Raw genomic sequence first — 14,462 nt, 5'->3', positions numbered from 1 at the left:
CCACCTCGTCCGTCGTTCCACGGAGGTTGCCCAGGTATGCCCCGCATCACCGCTGCCCGCCGGGTCGCCCGAGCCTCGGCGGCCGCCCTCGTCCTCGCGGGCCTCACCGGCGGCCTGCTCGCCGGCTGCGCGAGCGGCGGGGAGACCGACCCCGCCGCGTCTCCACGCAACACCACGGAGCAGTCGGCGAGCCCGACCCCCTCTGGTGACGCGAGCACCCCGTCGACGCCCTCGTCCACCACCCCGAGCTCGACCCCGAGTTCGACCCCGACCGTGCGGGCGACCGTGCTCGACATCACGATCGCGAACGGCAAGGTGTCCCCGAACGCCGAACAGGTGAAGGTCAAGGCCGGCACGACCGTGCGGATCCAGGCGTCAGGCGACGCGGCTGACGAGATCCACGTCCACGGGTACGACAAGGCGCTGGCCATCAAGCCCGGCGCCGCCAGCTCGCTGGAGTTCGTCGCCGATCAGACCGGCAGGTTCGAGATCGAGACCCACGAGACCGGCGCACTCGTCTACCAGCTCATCGTCACGCCATGACCGACGGCGCTGCCGGCGGCGTGACCGTCCTCGCCCACGGCGTGGGCGGGCGCGGCGACCTGCCAGTGCCGTTCTCGACCGCGCTCGTCGGCGCGGCTGTCGCGTTGCTCGTGTCGTTCGCCATCCTGGCCTGGGCCTGGCGGACACCACGCTTTGAGGACGCCGACGCCGGCTGGGTGCTGCCGGAACGCCTCACCCGGTTGGTCGACTCGGCCGCCTTCCGGCTGGCCCTCCAGATCCTTGGCCTACTCACCACGGCGTACGTCCTCGTCGCCGCGCTCTTCGGGCCCGACCTCCTGGTCAACCCGACCTTCGGCGTGGTCTACGTCCTCTTCTGGGTCGGCCTGGTCCCTCTGTCGGTCGCCTTCGGGCCGGTGTGGCGGCTCGTCAACCCGCTCCGCACCCTCCACCGTCTCGTGTCGTGGCTCCTGCGGACGCGTCCAGAGGACGGCCTGCTCCCGCTCCCAGCCGGCCTCGGTTACTGGCCGGCGGCCGTCGGGCTCTTCGGCTTCGTCTGGCTGGAACTCATCGCGCCGTCCAACACCACGCTGCCTGTCGTGCGGATGTGGTTCGCGGTGTACGCGGTGCTGTCGTTGATGGCCGCGGTGATCTACGGCTCCCGGTGGTTCGATCGGGGCGATCCCTTCGAGGTCTACTCGAAGCTCTTCGGGCACCTCTCCCCGCTCGCCCGCCGGGCGGCCGACGGCCGGCTGGTGCTGCGTAACCCACTCGGCCACCTGGCGCGGCTGCCCGGCTCGGGAGCAGCAGCGCCCGGCCTGGTCGCGGTGATCTCGGTGCTGCTCGGGTCCACCGCGTACGACGGGTTCTCGCAGAGCACTTCGTGGGTGCGGTTCGTGCAGGGCTCGGGTGTCCCGGAGGTCCTCGCCGGCACAACCGCGCTGACCTGCCTCATCCTCCTGGTCGCCGGGACCTTCTGGACCGGCACGATCGTCGCCGGCGGCATGGCCGGGGTCCGCGGCGGCAGCGGGCTGCCGCAGGCGTTCGCACCCTCCGTCATGCCCATCGCCCTCGGCTACATGATCGCCCACTACTTCACGCTGCTGGTGCTCGAAGGCCAGCGGACGTTGATCCAGCTGTCCGATCCGCTGTCGAACGGCGCCAACCTGCTCGGTCTCTCCGGACGCGGCGTCGACTCCACGCTCGCCAACAGCCCCGAACTCGTCGCGCTGGTGAAGGTCGGCGCGGTCGTTGTCGGGCACGTCTTCGGCGTCATCGCCGCCCACGACCGGGCCGCCGCGCTGTTTCCACGCCGGACCGCCCTGCTCGGCCAACTCCCGCTGCTGGTCGTGATGGTGGGCTACACCCTGGGCGGGCTCACGCTCCTCTTCGCGACCTGAGCGCCTCCCTGGTGTGGCCGAAGCAGCCAATTGAGCTTCCCGGCGTACGCCCGGACAAGTACCTTCCAAGCGCCTGGACCGGTCCCCCTCGGAGGTGCGCCGTGCCCGACCACCATGCCAACGCAGTGCCGCCGCGTCTCCCCCGGCGTCTGGTCCTCGGGGCGACGGCGGCGACGTTACTCTCAGCCGTGCCCTTCGACCGCGACCAGGCGACTGCGGCTACCGGTCCCAGCGGCGGGCCGGACACGGCGGCCGGCGACACCTTCGACGCTCTCCGCGAGACGTGGGTCGCCACGCTCACCGGCGGCGACCAGGTGGACCCCACCGAACCCGCGATCGCGGCCGCTCTCCGCGGGCTCGACGCCGCTGTCCAGGCTGACCTCGGCCGGATCGTTCGAACGCCGCACCGCGACCGGGTCTTCAACGACCAGAGCATGGCCAACGACGCCCAGATCTCCAACACGCTCGTCTTCCTCGCCCGGATGGCGACCGCCTGGGCCACCCGGGGCTCGCGCTTCCACGCCGATGAGGCGCTGCTCGCCGACACGCTGGCTGGCCTGGAGACGGTCAACCAGTTCGGCTACTACGCCGGCCGGAAGGAGTTCGGCAACTGGTGGAGCTGGGAGATCGGCGCCAGCCGGGCCCTGGCCGACGCCATGTGCCTGCTCCACGACCACATCCCGGCGGACGCGATGGAGCGGTACGCCGGCGCCATCGACTGGTTCGTGCCCGACCCGTGGGAGCAGTTCCCGCCCGAACGCGGCAAGGTCACCTCCACCGGAGCCAACCGGGTCGACCTCTGCCAGGCCGTCGCCGTTCGCGGCATCGCGACGAAGGACGCGGCCAAGGTCACCCGCGCCCGCGACGGACTCGTCGACGTATGGCAGTACGTCACGACCGGAGACGGGTTCTACCGCGACGGCTCCTTCGTCCAGCACACCTGGGTCGCCTACACGGGCACCTACGGCAACGTGCTGCTCGGCGGCCTCGGCAAGCTGCTGGCGTTGTTCGCCGGGTCGGCGTACGAGATCACCGACCCGAGCCGCCAGATCCTCTTCGACGCGGTGGAGCAGACGTTCGCGCCGGTGATCCACGACGCCCGGATGATGGATTTCGTCCGCGGCCGGGGGATCTCGCGCTACAACGCGTCCGACCACGGCGACGGCTACGCCACCATCGAGGCGATCCTGCGGATGGCCGACGGCGTCGAACCCTCGCTTGGCGACCGCTGGCGGGCAAGGGTCGCGGGCTGGCTCGACCGTGACACGTTCTCCGACATCCTCGCGAGCGCCTCACTCCCCCGCGCGGTCCTGGTCACCACGCTCCAGAAGTCGGGAATCGCGCCCGTGCCGGAGCCGGCCGGTCATCATCTGTTCCCGAGCATGGCCCGCTCGGTACACCGCCGGCCAGGTTGGGCGTACGCGATCTCGATGGCGTCGAAACGGATCTCCTACTACGAGTGCGGCAACGGCGAGAACGACCGCGGCTACCACACCGGCTCGGGTATGACGTACCTCTACGACGGCGACAACGGTCAGTACGCCGACGAGTTCTGGCCGACGGTCGACCTCACGCGCCTGCCCGGCATCACGGTCGACACCAAGCCGCTGCCCAACCGGGCCGGCGGCCAGTGGGGTGAGGCCCGCCCACCCACCGCCACCTGGGTCGGCGGGGCCACGCTCGACGGGTACGCCACCGTCGGGCAGCACCTCGAGGCACCCGTGTCACCACTGGTCGCCCGCAAGTCCTGGTTCTGCCTGGACGAGTACGTCATCGCCCTCGGTGCGGGGATCACCGGCTCGTCCGGTCACCGGGTGGAGACCATCGTCGAGAACCGCAACCTCCACGCCGACGGCACCAACCGGCTGGCGGTGAACGGCGCCACCCGGGTCAGCGAGCTCGGGTCGGAGGAGAGCATCGACGGTGCCAGCTGGGCGCACCTCGACGGCGTGGGCGGCTTCCTCGTCCCAGGTGGCGGGCGGCTGAAGGTCCGGCGGGAGGCTCGGACCGGCGCGTGGCGGGACATCCATCAGTCCGGGCCCATCACGCCGATCACCCGGCGCTACCTGACGATGTGGTTCGACCATGGCGTCGACCCCAGCGACGCGTCGTACGCCTACGTGGTGGTCCCGGGCGCGACGCCGCGGCGTACGACCGAGCTGGCTCGGGATCCGGGCTTCCAGGTCCTCGCCAACAGCTCGGCGGTCCAGGCCGTCTGGGCGCACCCGTCGGGCGTCCTCGCGGCCAACTTCTGGCGGCCCGGCGGGGTCCGGGACATCCAGGTCGACGCGCCCTGCGCCGTCCTCGTCCGCGAGCGGCGAGGGACCCTCACGCTCGCCGTTTCCGATCCCACCCAGGACGGCACGACCGTCACCCTCAGTCTCGACCGGCATGGTTTCAAGTCCGCGGACGCCGATCCGACCGTGACTGTCCTGTCCGTCGAGCCGACGATCCGCCTGCGAGTCGACGTCCACGCCTCAGCCGGCGCGAGCCATCGGGTGAGGTTCACCCGCTGATCTCGGTCTCGGACCCGGTCCCGGCCCCGGTCCCTGTCTCGGGCCCGGTCCCGGCCTGCTCGGCCAGGAACGCCGCCCACGTACGCTGCCCGTCGGCGTGGTCCGGCGTGAGGTTCGCCCCTGCCCTCAGCGAGCGGGCGAAGGCACCTGGGACGGGTACCCGCAGGATCGGACGCCGTAGTCCCCGACTGTGCAGGTAGCCGCGTACGAGGTCGTCGAAGCCGAGGACCTGCGGGCCACCCAGGTCTGCCGCCCGGCCGGTCGGCGTACCCCGTGCCAGCGTGACCAGGCGGGCCGCCACCTCGTCGGCGTCGATCGGCTGGAACCGCACGCCCGCCGGCACCGGCACCACCGGCAGCCTGGCCAGTCCCCCGACGAGGCGGTAGATCAGGTCGTGGAACTGCGTGCTCCGCAGGATCGTCCACGGCAGTCCCGAGGCCTCGACAAGACGCTCGACCGCCACCTTGATGCGGTAGTAGGCGAACGGCATCCGCTCGATCCCGACGATCGAAACGACGACCAGGTGTGGGGCCGGCGCACCAATGGTCGCCACCGAACGACGGGCCGCCGCCACCAGGCCGTCCACCGCGGGGATATCGCGGCTCGGCCGACGCGCGTCCCCGGCGCAGTGGATGATCGTGCCGACGCCCGCGAGCGCGGGTTCGAGTCCTTCGCCGCTCACCAGTTCGCCCACGAACCACCTGGCCGGCGTCTCCTCCCCAGGCGGTCGGGCCCGCCGGCTCAAGACCCGCAGGTCCGCGACCCGCGCCGCGGCGAGCCGGCGTACGACGTGGCGGCCCACCGTGCCGGTGCCGCCCGTGACGAGAATGCCTGTCTCCACGCCCTATGGACCAAGGACGGCGTGCGGATGTGACAACTGCTTCGCGAGGTAGGCCAGCTTGTCGGGGTTGGCGACGGTCCTGACCCGGCTGATCTGGCTGCCCACCGCCTCGAGGGTGACGGCTCCGAACACCGCGCCGCCAGGGGCCGTTGCGACCAACCCGACCTGGCCGTTGAGCTCCATCATGCGTAGGTTCACGGCACCCGCGCGGGCGAGTCCGCCGACGAAGTAGCGGGCCACCTTGGCCGGCCCTATGACCGGACGGAGCGCGGCGGACACCTTGCCCCCGCCGTCGGTCCAGGCCACGACATCGGCCGCGAACATCCGCTCGAGCCGGGCCAGGTCGCCGACCCGCGCCGCGGCGAGGAAGCGTTCGAGCAGGCGGCGCCGCTCCACTCCACTCACCTCGAACCTGGTCCGCGCCTCGGTCAGGCGGCCACGCGCCCGGCTGGCCAGCTGGCGGCAGTTGGGTTCGGACAGGTCCAGAACGGCCGCGATCTGGCGGTAGCTGTAGCCGAACGCCTCCCGCAGCACGAAGACCGCACGCTCGACCGGATTCAGCCGCTCCAGCAGGGTGAGCAGTGCGAACGACACCAGCTCCCGCTGCTCGGCCGTCTCCAGCGGGCCGAGGGCCCCGGTGTCGGTGGCGACGGGTTCGGGCAACCAGGGCCCGGCGTACGTCTCGCGCCGCGTCCGGGCCGCGGTCAGCCGGGTGAGGCACAGGTTGGTGACCACTTTGGCGAGCCAGGCCCGGGGCGAGTCGACCTGACACTGGTCGACGCCGTGCCAACGCAGGAACGCGTCCTGAACGACGTCCTCCCCCTCGCTCGCCGAGCCCAGCAGGCGGTAGGCGAGCGCGAACAACCTCGCCCGCTCCGTCTCGAACACCAGCAGGCTTTGGGGTTCCGGCCCTCCTCGGGCTTCATCCGTCTGGGCCCACCCCCACCTCCCGTCGGGTGCCTCGGCACTCATGGTGCGCTCGGCTCAGCGTTTCTTCTGCCGGCGTCGTTGCCGGGGCAGCGTGATGCCCATCAGCTCGGCAGCCAGGCCCCGCAGCGGCGGACGGGCCGGCGACTTGGGCGCGACTTCAGCCAGGGTGCGTCCCTGGGCGAGGGCGGTGTCGAACGACGTCCGGTCGTACGGCACGCACACCACCGTGTCGACCGCGGCGTATCTGCGGAGGGCGTCCCGGATCTGCCCTTCGGCATCACCGCCGACCGGGCCCTTGCGGACGCCGTTGACGACGACCCGCAGCGTGACTCCCGGCACGGCCTCCCGCAGCTCCTCGATGCCACGGATCAGGCGCTGGAGTCCGATCGGGTCGGCCGAGCCCACCACGACCACCGTGTTGGCGAGCTCGATCGTCGTGAGGGTCGCGCCGTTGCGCCGGGGCGCCGCGGTGTCGAAGGAGATCTCCTCGTCCTGCTCCAGGCAGAATCCGCAGTCGACCACGATCGCCGCGGCCAGCTGGCGGGAATACTCCCAGACCTGTTCGAGCGCCGACGCGCGCAGCTCCGGCCAGCGGTCGGAGCGCTGGATCCCGGTGAGGACCCGCAGGCGAGGAAGGACCTCGCGGGCGTGGCGGGCCAGCGCCGGCAGGTCGAGCGTGCCGTTGTTGGCAGACCGGCAGGCCGCCGCCAGACCCGGCGCCTCGTCAAGGAGACCCATGGCCTGCGCCACCACCCCGCCGTAGACGTCGGCGTCGGCAAGCAGCGTGGGGACGCCGAACACCGCCAGCTCCGTCGAGAGCGTCATCGCCACGGAGGTCCGGCCGGGTGCTCCCGTCGGACCCCAGACCGCGATCAGCTGGCCGGTGCCCGTGGTGGGTTCGTACGCCGGAACCTCCTGCGCCGGCGGGAGGTTGGGCATCGTGCTGCGGGGGTTGGACACCGCGAACGCCGCCGTCGGCGCCCCACCCGAGGACTGCGCGAGCTCGACCGCCTCCGCCACCGCGCTCGCGAGGACGTCGGCGGGCGCGTCGGCCGGAACGACGGCGCGGATGCCGAGCCGGTGGAGCCGGTCCTCGCCGTCGAGGTCGCCCGGCGTGACCACACCGACCACCGCGACCCCGCCCACGATGAGCCGGCTTACGGCGTCGCGGTCGAGGCGGCGCAGGTCGGCCGAGAGCAGGACCGCCCTGGCCTGGCCCGACTGCGCGGTGGCCAGCAGGTCTGGCAGGTCCACACACCGGCGTACGACGTCGAGGCCGAGTGCGCTGCGCTCCAGCGCACTCACCAGGTCGGACTCCCACTGCGCACCGGTGACCGCGGTGAGGACGGGCAGGCTCACGATCTCACCTCTTCGGCTCCGGTGCGACGTGCTTGACGACCACGGCCTTGGCGTTGGCGGCGTCGGCGACGAGTTGCTCGAGCGTCAGTCCCGTGCTCATCTGGTCCAGAGCCACCCGGATCGTCGCGCTCGCGTCACCACCGCTCAGCCCGCCACCACTGGGCAGGGCCACCACGATGACATCACTCGCGGCCAGCAGCGCCTTCTTGGGTGGGAAGGTGTCGTCGTTGCCGGCGACGAAGTAGATGTCCACCCGATCTCCGACCTTGATGCCCTTCGGCAGCAGCGAGGCGGCAATCGGAACCGGCGCGTCCCGAAGCTTCGTGTCTGGTTTGTTGGTCCAGGAGTCGCGGGGAAGGAACTCACCCCCGCCGACGGCCCGCACCATCCGCGCGCCCGCCGGAATCTGCTCGCGGGCGGAGACGTACCGGTCGGCGTCGCCCTGACTGGTGAAGCGGATGGTCTTGGCGATCAGCTGGTCCTGCGTGAGCGTGGCTGGCGGCACGAGGTCGACGTCGTCCTTGACGGCCCACACCTCGACGGTCGCGTCCGCCTGGGCGATCACCCGGGCCCCCAGCGCCATCGAGGCGAGCACGAGCAGGATGCCCAGGAAAAGCTTGGGATCGAGCCACCGGGGCCGCGGCTGCCGAGTGGCCCGGGGCGACGGCACGTCCGACAAGGTCTGTCCTCCGGTTCATGGTCGTGAGGGCGTCGAGACACATTACGGCACCGAGCGTGACCGGCGCTCGGTCCGGCTGGTCCCGACCTGCCCCATGTGCGACGGGCCACTCGGCCGGGGGTTCGCGGAGATCCCGCGTGCGTGTTCTTGTCCACAGGACCGCTGGCCCGACCGCTCGTGGCGACACGCCATCTGGAATCGGTCTCACGAACCTGTGGACAAGTGAACGCAACCGCAAGCAACCGCGTGGCAGACTTGCAAAGCACCAAGTCCGGAAGGAGATCGCATTGCCTGCCACACCAAGGTTTCTGCAGCTGGCCGATGTTGCTGAGGTCCTCAACATCTCGTCCGCGCAGGCTTATGCCTTGGTCCGCAGCGGCGAGCTTCCGGCGATCAAGATCGGCGGGCGCGGCCAGTGGCGGGTCGAGGCTGCCGCCCTGGAGCAATACATCGAACGGATGTATTCGGAGACCCGAGAGTTCATCTCCGCACACCCCTACGGCAAGGCCGACGACTTCTGATCCGCTCATGAACGCCGGACGAACGCCACACCGGCGAACGGCACCGTCCGCACGCCGGTGATGTCTCGCGTACGCCGGATCTCCGCCGGTCCGTGCTCGGCCATCTCGAAAAAGTCAGCGCCCACCCGGTCGATGGTGCCGGTGACGACTGTCTGGTCGCGCAGTGCCACCGCGACGGGCGCACGGTCGCGGGCGATGCCGCGCAACGCATAGCCGAGCGTCAGCTTGGCGGCGACCTTGCCCTCACTGCCGGGTGCGGCGGTGAGGGAGCCCAGACCGGTGATGCCCGTGATCGCGTCCAGCGGGACCAGCGCCTCATACATCCGGCCCTCTGAGACGAGAAGCCAGTCGGAGCCGACGCCGGCGACCCGCCCGGCGACCTTGCCACCGCCGAGGGTGAAGACCGTGACCGGATGCCCGAAGGTCGGGCGGAGCCGGTCGACGAGACGGAACTTCGCGACCTCACGGCGCGTACGGTCGGCGACCTCTGACGCGAGTTCGGCAGCCTCGAGCTCCTCCATCTGAGCATCGAGGTCGGCGAAAAGACTCTCCCAGCGCACGGACCCCACCGTACTGCCACCAAGTCGCCGATACCGGGCCCCCTTCGCGACGGCATGTCAGCGACCTGACTGGACGTTTCTACAAGCAAACACAGGCAAACGCATGCTTTCGAGCGCGACGAAGGTCAGATCGGACCTTTGTAAGGCAGTGCCACGCGGCGACGGCGGCAACGGAGAAGTCGACCGTGGCCGCGCGCGGCGACAGTGCGCCACGCTGGAGCGAGCGCCAAACCCCTGGTCAGCCGGCGTTCGCGGCAGGTGTGGAAGCCTGCACATCCGGGACATCCTGGGATCTACCTTGACAGGTCAACGAACGGGAGAGTATGAAAGCAAACGCAAGCAAACGAACGGTTTGGAGGTCAATGATGAGGATCGCTCGCCGGGTGCTCTCACCGATCGGCGTGCTCCTCGCGTTCGCGGTCGGCGGCTGGCTCCTCCGATGGCTCACCGCGGGAAGCTGGAGCGCAGTCCAGGGCGGCAATCCGACCTTCGACTCCCTACTGATCTTCGTGGTGGCGTTGCTGGCCTGGGCGTGCTTCGCCTGGCTGGCCCTCGGCACCCTTCTGATGGCGCTCTCGGCGATTCCCGGTGCGCTCGGATCCGCCTGTGGCGCGCTCGCCGAACGCATGACGCCCGCCGTCTATCGCCGGGTGGCGCGGGTGGCGCTCGGCATCTCGGTCGCCGCAGGACCCGTGCTCGGTGCGCTGCCTGCCCACGCGGCGACCGTCAACCAGCCCACCCAGGCCGCCGCGGCCGCTCAGCTACTGCCCGGCCTTGATCGTCCGGGCTCCCTCGACCGCGCCGGCACGGTGGACACCCAGCTCCCGAGCGGTATCCAGCTGCCCAACCTCGACCGCGCCGGGACAGTGGACAACCAACTCCCGAGCGGCATTCAGCTGCCCAACCTCGACCGTCCCGGTGGCTCCGACATCCGCGACGAGCTGCCGATGCCTGATCGGCCGACCTCCAGCCAGGCCGGCCTGCCCAATCCCGAACGCCCTCAGACCACCGACCCTGTGCTCCGACCGCCCACCCGTCATGTCCAGGCGGAGGAGCAGTACGTCGTCAAGCGCGGCGACAACCTGTGGGACATCGCCAGGCAGCACCTTCCTGACGGAGCGAGCAACGCCGAGATCAACCGCGAGTGGCACCGCTGGTACTACGCCAACCGCCAGGTCGTGGGAGACAACCCCGACATGGTCCTTCCCGGCCAGGTGCTCACCCCACCTCCGCCGGCCTGAAGCGGAGCCCACCATCCGTCACTGACATCGACCACTGACATCGACCGGGGGATTCACCGATGACTGCCACCCAGACCCTGCCGCGGTCCAGAGCCGAGAGCACCGTTCGCCACCTTCCCCGGCGGGTGCCCGCCCCTGCGACCGAGCCGCCGTACGACAACCACCACGAGGCCGCGTCAGGTCTGGAGCCACTCACGCATGGCTCACTCGCGCTCGATCTGGCGACCGGTCCCTCGGCCCCGGTCACAGCCGCGCAGCGCCATCTGAGTGTCGTTGATGACGACACGTCTGAGGAGGAGTCGGAGGACCCGTTCTTCGCGCCCCAGCCGACGCCGCGGCTCGCACTGCCGGACCCACGGTCGTGGTCGGGGCGGTTCGTCCAGGCCCTCGTGGAGGTGTTGACCGGCGACCGCCCATCCGCACAGCTCCTGCGCTGGACCAACGCGGACGTCTACGGCGACGTCATCGCTCGGGTACGCGCCGTCGGATCCGCTTCCGCCGGGCTCATCGGCCGGGGCGGACGTGAGCGGGCGATCGTCCGGTCGGTGCATGTCTGCGAGCCGTGCGACGGGATCGCCGAGGCGTCGGTTCACGTCCGCCACGGCGGACGGTCGCGCGCGGTGGCGTTGCGCATCGAAGGACTCGACGGGCGCTGGCGCTGCACGGCCCTGGAGCTCGGCTGATCCGCACGCTGACGCTGGTCGGCGAGCTGGCCGTCCCCCACCCAAACAGTCAGGTGCCCCAGACGACATCCGTCTGGGGCACCTGACTGTTTGTCTTGCGCTGATTGCTCGGGGTCGGTGGGAGCTGACCGGCCGCGGCGCGGTCAGCCCATCATCCGGGCCCGCACCTTGGGGTCACCATGGCACCGCTTGTACTTACGACCTGACCCGCACGGGCAGAGCGCGTTGCGCGGCGTTCCGGGGTAGTCGCCGTTGGCACCGGCCCCGCCACCGCTACCGGGTCGGCCAGCAGCCGCGGATTCGTTCCGCTGGACGACACCACCCTCACCGTCGACGGTGGGAGCGGTGTAGGAGAGGCGAGTCGGCCGTTGGGGCCCGGCGAGCCCGCGGGCCACCACCTGCGGGTGTTCGTGCCCGTCCACCACGGCCTCTTCCGCCTGCGCCTGGTCGGCCTCAGAGACGGTTGGGGACGCGACCCGCACCTCGAGGTTGAAGAGGTGCTCGACCGACTTCTCCTTGATGTCGTCCATCATCGCCGCGAAGAGGTCGTAGCCCTCACGTTGGTACTCGACCAGCGGGTCGCGCTGTGCCATCGCCCGCAGGCCGATGCCCTCGCGGAGGTAGTCCATCTCGTACAGGTGCTCGCGCCACTTGCGGTCGAGGACCTCGAGGATCACGCGGCGCTCGAGTTCGCGAATGACCTCCGAGGTGAGCTCGGCCTCGCGGCGTTCGTAGGCCCCGTGCGCGTCCTCACGAAGCTTCTCGAGCAGGAACTCCCGGGTGAGACCCGACCTGCCGCCGGCCTCGTCCTCCAGGTCGGCGATGCTGAAGCTCACGGGGTAGACCTGCTTGAGATCGGCCCACAGCTGATCGAGGTCCCAGTCCTCGGCGTAGCCCTCGGTGGCGGCCACGACGTACGACTCGATGGTGTCGTCGATCATCGGGCCGATCTGGCTGTGGACGTCCTCACCCTCGAGGACACGGTGACGCTCGTCGTAGATGATGTGCCGCTGGCGGTTGAGGACGTCGTCGTACTTCAGGACGTCCTTACGGATCTCGAAGTTCATCGACTCGACCTGCGCCTGCGCCGAAGCGATCGCGCCGGTGACCCGTTTGTTCTCGATCGGCATGTCGTCGGGAATCTTGAGGCTGGTGAGCACCCAGTCGACCCAGTCGGACTTGAAGCGCCGCATCAGCTCGTCCTCGAGGGACAGATAGAACCGGGTCCCCCCCGGGTCGCCCTGACGGCCGGAGCGGCCACGCAACTGATTGTCGATCCGCCGGGACTCGTGCCGATCGGTGCCGAGGACGTAGAGGCCGCCGAGAGCCGTGACCTCCTCATGCTCGTAGGCAACGGCTCGCTTGTGGCGCGCGAGGGTTTCCCGCCACTCGCGTTCGTACTCCTCGGCGTGCTCCACCGGGTCGAGACCCTGGGCCCGAAGGTCGGCGTCGGCGAGGAACTCGTCGTTGCCGCCAAGCATGATGTCGGTGCCTCGACCAGCCATGTTGGTGGCCACCGTGACGGCGCCCTTGCGGCCGGCCTGGGCGACGATCGCCGCCTCACGGGCGTGGTGCTTGGCGTTGAGGACCTCGTGGGGTACGCCGCGCCGCTTGAGCAGGCTGGACAGGAGCTCCGACTGCTCGACGCTCGTCGTACCGACCAGGATCGGCTGGCCCTTGCCGTGCCGCTCGGCGATGTCGTCGACCACGGCGGCGAACTTCGCGTCCTTGGTGCGATAAACCAGGTCAGCGGCGTCGAGCCGCACCATCGGCTTGTTGGTGGGGATCGGAACGACGCCGAGGCCGTAGATCTTCTGGAACTCCGACGCCTCGGTCATCGCCGTACCAGTCATGCCGGCGAGCTTCTTGTAGAGGCGGAAGAAGTTCTGGAGCGTGATCGTCGCGAGCGTTTGGTTCTCGTCCTTGATCGGGGCGCCTTCCTTTGCCTCGATCGCCTGGTGGAGGCCCTCGTTGTAGCGACGACCGTGGAGCACGCGACCGGTGTGCTCGTCGACGATGAGCACCTCGCCGTCCATGAGGACGTAGTCCTTGTCGAGGTGGAAGAGCTCCTTCGCGCGGATCGCGTTGTTGAGGAACTGCACGAGCGGAGTGTTGGCCGCTTCGTAGAGGTTGTCGATGCCGAGGTTGTCCTCAACCTTGTCGATTCCGGGCTCGAGGACGCCGACCGTGCGCTTCTTGATGTCGACCTCGTAGTCGACGTCGGCCCGCATCCGGGCCGCCAGCCGGGCGAACTCTTCGTACCACTTCGAGCTCTGCTCGGCCGGGCCGGAGATGATCAGCGGGGTGCGCGCCTCGTCGATGAGGATGGAGTCAACCTCGTCGACGATCGCGAAGTTGTGGCCGCGCTGGACGCACTCCTCCAGGCTCCAGGCCATGTTGTCGCGGAGGTAGTCGAACCCGAACTCGTTGTTGGTGCCGTAGGTGATGTCGCAGGCGTACGCCTCCCGGCGCTCGGCCGGACTCATGGGGGCGAGGATGAAACCCACGGAGAGACCGAGGAAGTGGTGAATCCGCCCCATCAGCTCGCCGTGGTACTGAGCGAGGTAGTCGTTGACGGTGATGATGTGGACGCCCTTGCCGGTCAGCGCGTTGAGGTAGGCCGGCAGGGTCGACACGAGCGTCTTACCTTCACCGGTCTTCATCTCGGCGATGTTGCCGCGCTGAAGCGCGCCGCCGCCCATGATCTGGACGTCGAAGTGGCGCTGGCCGAGGGTGCGCCTGGCCGCCTCCCGCACGGTGGCGTACGCCTCCGGCTCGATGTCATCGAGCGTCTGGCCGTCAGCCAACCGCGCTTTGAACTCGTCGGTCATGCCGCGAAGCTCCGCGTCGGTCATCGCCTTGAACTCGTCCTCGATGGCGTTGACCTGGGCAGTGATCGCCTGGAGCTTCTTGAGGGTCTTGCCCTCACCGGCGCGCAGGATCTTGTCGAGCAGGGCAGGCACGGACTCTCGGCTCCTCATCTGGAGGTCGCGACTACATTGCGTCAGAGGTTGTGTCGCAGATGTGTATTCAACACCCTCGACACGTCTCCGGCCATGGTAGGCGACGCCGCAATCCGGCTCCCGGAGCCCGAAGCTCGACGTCGCCCCTCTCCGGTGGTCTCTCCTCCCGCCCATGGTGGCAGCCGGATCACCCGGCGTGGGCCCGGCCAGGATGAGAGACCTCCGTCACACGAACGATCCAGACGGCCGGATTGTTCTCGCGGGCGCC

Annotated in this window: 12 protein-coding genes; 6 read left to right on the top strand and 6 right to left on the bottom strand. The window is 69.9% G+C overall.

The features are described 5' to 3' along the window. The first annotated feature begins 36 nt into the window (after nucleotides 1-36). The 3 genes from B141_RS45935 (at nucleotide 37) to B141_RS0121505 (ending at nucleotide 4,417) form a co-directional block, all read left to right on the top strand. Complete coding sequence (locus tag B141_RS45935) at nucleotides 37-543, top strand: cupredoxin domain-containing protein (RefSeq protein WP_020577253.1); 507 nt, start codon at nucleotides 37-39, stop codon at nucleotides 541-543. Further along, nucleotides 540-1,901, top strand: coding sequence for a hypothetical protein (locus B141_RS0121510; RefSeq protein ID WP_020577252.1), 1,362 nt, complete (start codon nucleotides 540-542; stop codon nucleotides 1,899-1,901). The genes B141_RS45935 and B141_RS0121510 overlap by 4 nt, the downstream gene beginning before the upstream one ends. Nucleotides 1,902-2,002: 101 nt before the next feature. After that, nucleotides 2,003-4,417: a polysaccharide lyase 8 family protein gene (locus B141_RS0121505; protein ID WP_020577251.1), complete on the top strand. Its 2,415-nt coding sequence runs from the start codon at nucleotides 2,003-2,005 to the stop codon at nucleotides 4,415-4,417. On the opposite strand, the gene B141_RS0121500 is transcribed toward B141_RS0121505, so the two are convergent. From B141_RS0121500 to B141_RS41955, 4 genes are all read right to left on the bottom strand, one after another. After that, nucleotides 4,407-5,258, bottom strand: coding sequence for an SDR family oxidoreductase (locus B141_RS0121500; RefSeq protein ID WP_020577250.1), 852 nt, complete (start codon nucleotides 5,256-5,258; stop codon nucleotides 4,407-4,409). The genes B141_RS0121505 and B141_RS0121500 overlap by 11 nt on opposite strands. A gap of 3 nt (nucleotides 5,259-5,261) precedes the next feature. Then, the gene (locus tag B141_RS0121495) at nucleotides 5,262-6,146 is read right to left on the bottom strand and encodes an RNA polymerase sigma-70 factor (protein WP_020577249.1); all 885 of its coding nucleotides are present in this window, start codon (nucleotides 6,144-6,146) and stop codon (nucleotides 5,262-5,264) included. Nucleotides 6,147-6,242: 96 nt separating this feature from the next. Then, nucleotides 6,243-7,547 (bottom strand): CpaE/TadZ family protein, encoded by a 1,305-nt coding sequence (locus B141_RS0121490; protein WP_020577248.1) that lies wholly within the window; start codon nucleotides 7,545-7,547, stop codon nucleotides 6,243-6,245. Nucleotides 7,548-7,551: 4 nt separating this feature from the next. After that, nucleotides 7,552-8,226 (bottom strand): hypothetical protein, encoded by a 675-nt coding sequence (locus tag B141_RS41955; protein WP_157181180.1) that lies wholly within the window; start codon nucleotides 8,224-8,226, stop codon nucleotides 7,552-7,554. Between the two features lie 287 nt (nucleotides 8,227-8,513). Here B141_RS41955 and B141_RS51570 point away from each other — a divergent pair, with 287 nt between their 5' ends. Beyond that, nucleotides 8,514-8,747, top strand: coding sequence for a helix-turn-helix domain-containing protein (locus tag B141_RS51570; protein WP_020577246.1), 234 nt, complete (start codon nucleotides 8,514-8,516; stop codon nucleotides 8,745-8,747). Nucleotides 8,748-8,752: 5 nt separating this feature from the next. Here the strand turns inward: B141_RS51570 and B141_RS0121475 are convergent, their stop codons facing one another. Then, the gene (locus tag B141_RS0121475; RefSeq protein ID WP_020577245.1) at nucleotides 8,753-9,307 is read right to left on the bottom strand and encodes a hypothetical protein; all 555 of its coding nucleotides are present in this window, start codon (nucleotides 9,305-9,307) and stop codon (nucleotides 8,753-8,755) included. Between the two features lie 362 nt (nucleotides 9,308-9,669). On the opposite strand from B141_RS0121475, the gene B141_RS0121470 reads away from it, so the two are divergent. Next, the gene (locus tag B141_RS0121470) at nucleotides 9,670-10,548 is read left to right on the top strand and encodes a LysM peptidoglycan-binding domain-containing protein (RefSeq protein WP_020577244.1); all 879 of its coding nucleotides are present in this window, start codon (nucleotides 9,670-9,672) and stop codon (nucleotides 10,546-10,548) included. Nucleotides 10,549-10,607: 59 nt separating this feature from the next. Next, nucleotides 10,608-11,231 (top strand): Rv3235 family protein, encoded by a 624-nt coding sequence (locus B141_RS41950; protein ID WP_020577243.1) that lies wholly within the window; start codon nucleotides 10,608-10,610, stop codon nucleotides 11,229-11,231. Between the two features lie 143 nt (nucleotides 11,232-11,374). On the opposite strand, the gene secA is transcribed toward B141_RS41950, so the two are convergent. Next, nucleotides 11,375-14,212: a preprotein translocase subunit SecA gene (secA, locus tag B141_RS0121460; RefSeq protein WP_084678430.1), complete on the bottom strand. Its 2,838-nt coding sequence runs from the start codon at nucleotides 14,210-14,212 to the stop codon at nucleotides 11,375-11,377. Between the last annotated feature and the right edge of the window lie 250 nt (nucleotides 14,213-14,462).

Origin of the sequence: Actinopolymorpha alba DSM 45243 (genome assembly GCF_000373925.1) — a bacterium.
GTDB classification, from domain to species: domain Bacteria; phylum Actinomycetota; class Actinomycetes; order Propionibacteriales; family Actinopolymorphaceae; genus Actinopolymorpha; species Actinopolymorpha alba.
This window is presented reverse-complemented; position numbering and strand designations above follow the sequence as displayed.

What these genes read in the sequence shown, in the direction of transcription:
- B141_RS45935 (WP_020577253.1), top strand. Translation starts at nt 37, where the DNA reads ATGCCCCGCATCACCGCTGCCCGCCGGGTCGCCCGAGCCTCGGCGGCC.
- B141_RS0121510 (WP_020577252.1), top strand. Translation starts at nt 540, where the DNA reads ATGACCGACGGCGCTGCCGGCGGCGTGACCGTCCTCGCCCACGGCGTG.
- B141_RS0121470 (WP_020577244.1), top strand. Translation starts at nt 9,670, where the DNA reads ATGATGAGGATCGCTCGCCGGGTGCTCTCACCGATCGGCGTGCTCCTC.
- B141_RS41950 (WP_020577243.1), top strand. Translation starts at nt 10,608, where the DNA reads ATGACTGCCACCCAGACCCTGCCGCGGTCCAGAGCCGAGAGCACCGTT.
- secA (WP_084678430.1), bottom strand. Translation starts at nt 14,212, where the DNA reads ATGAGGAGCCGAGAGTCCGTGCCTGCCCTGCTCGACAAGATCCTGCGC.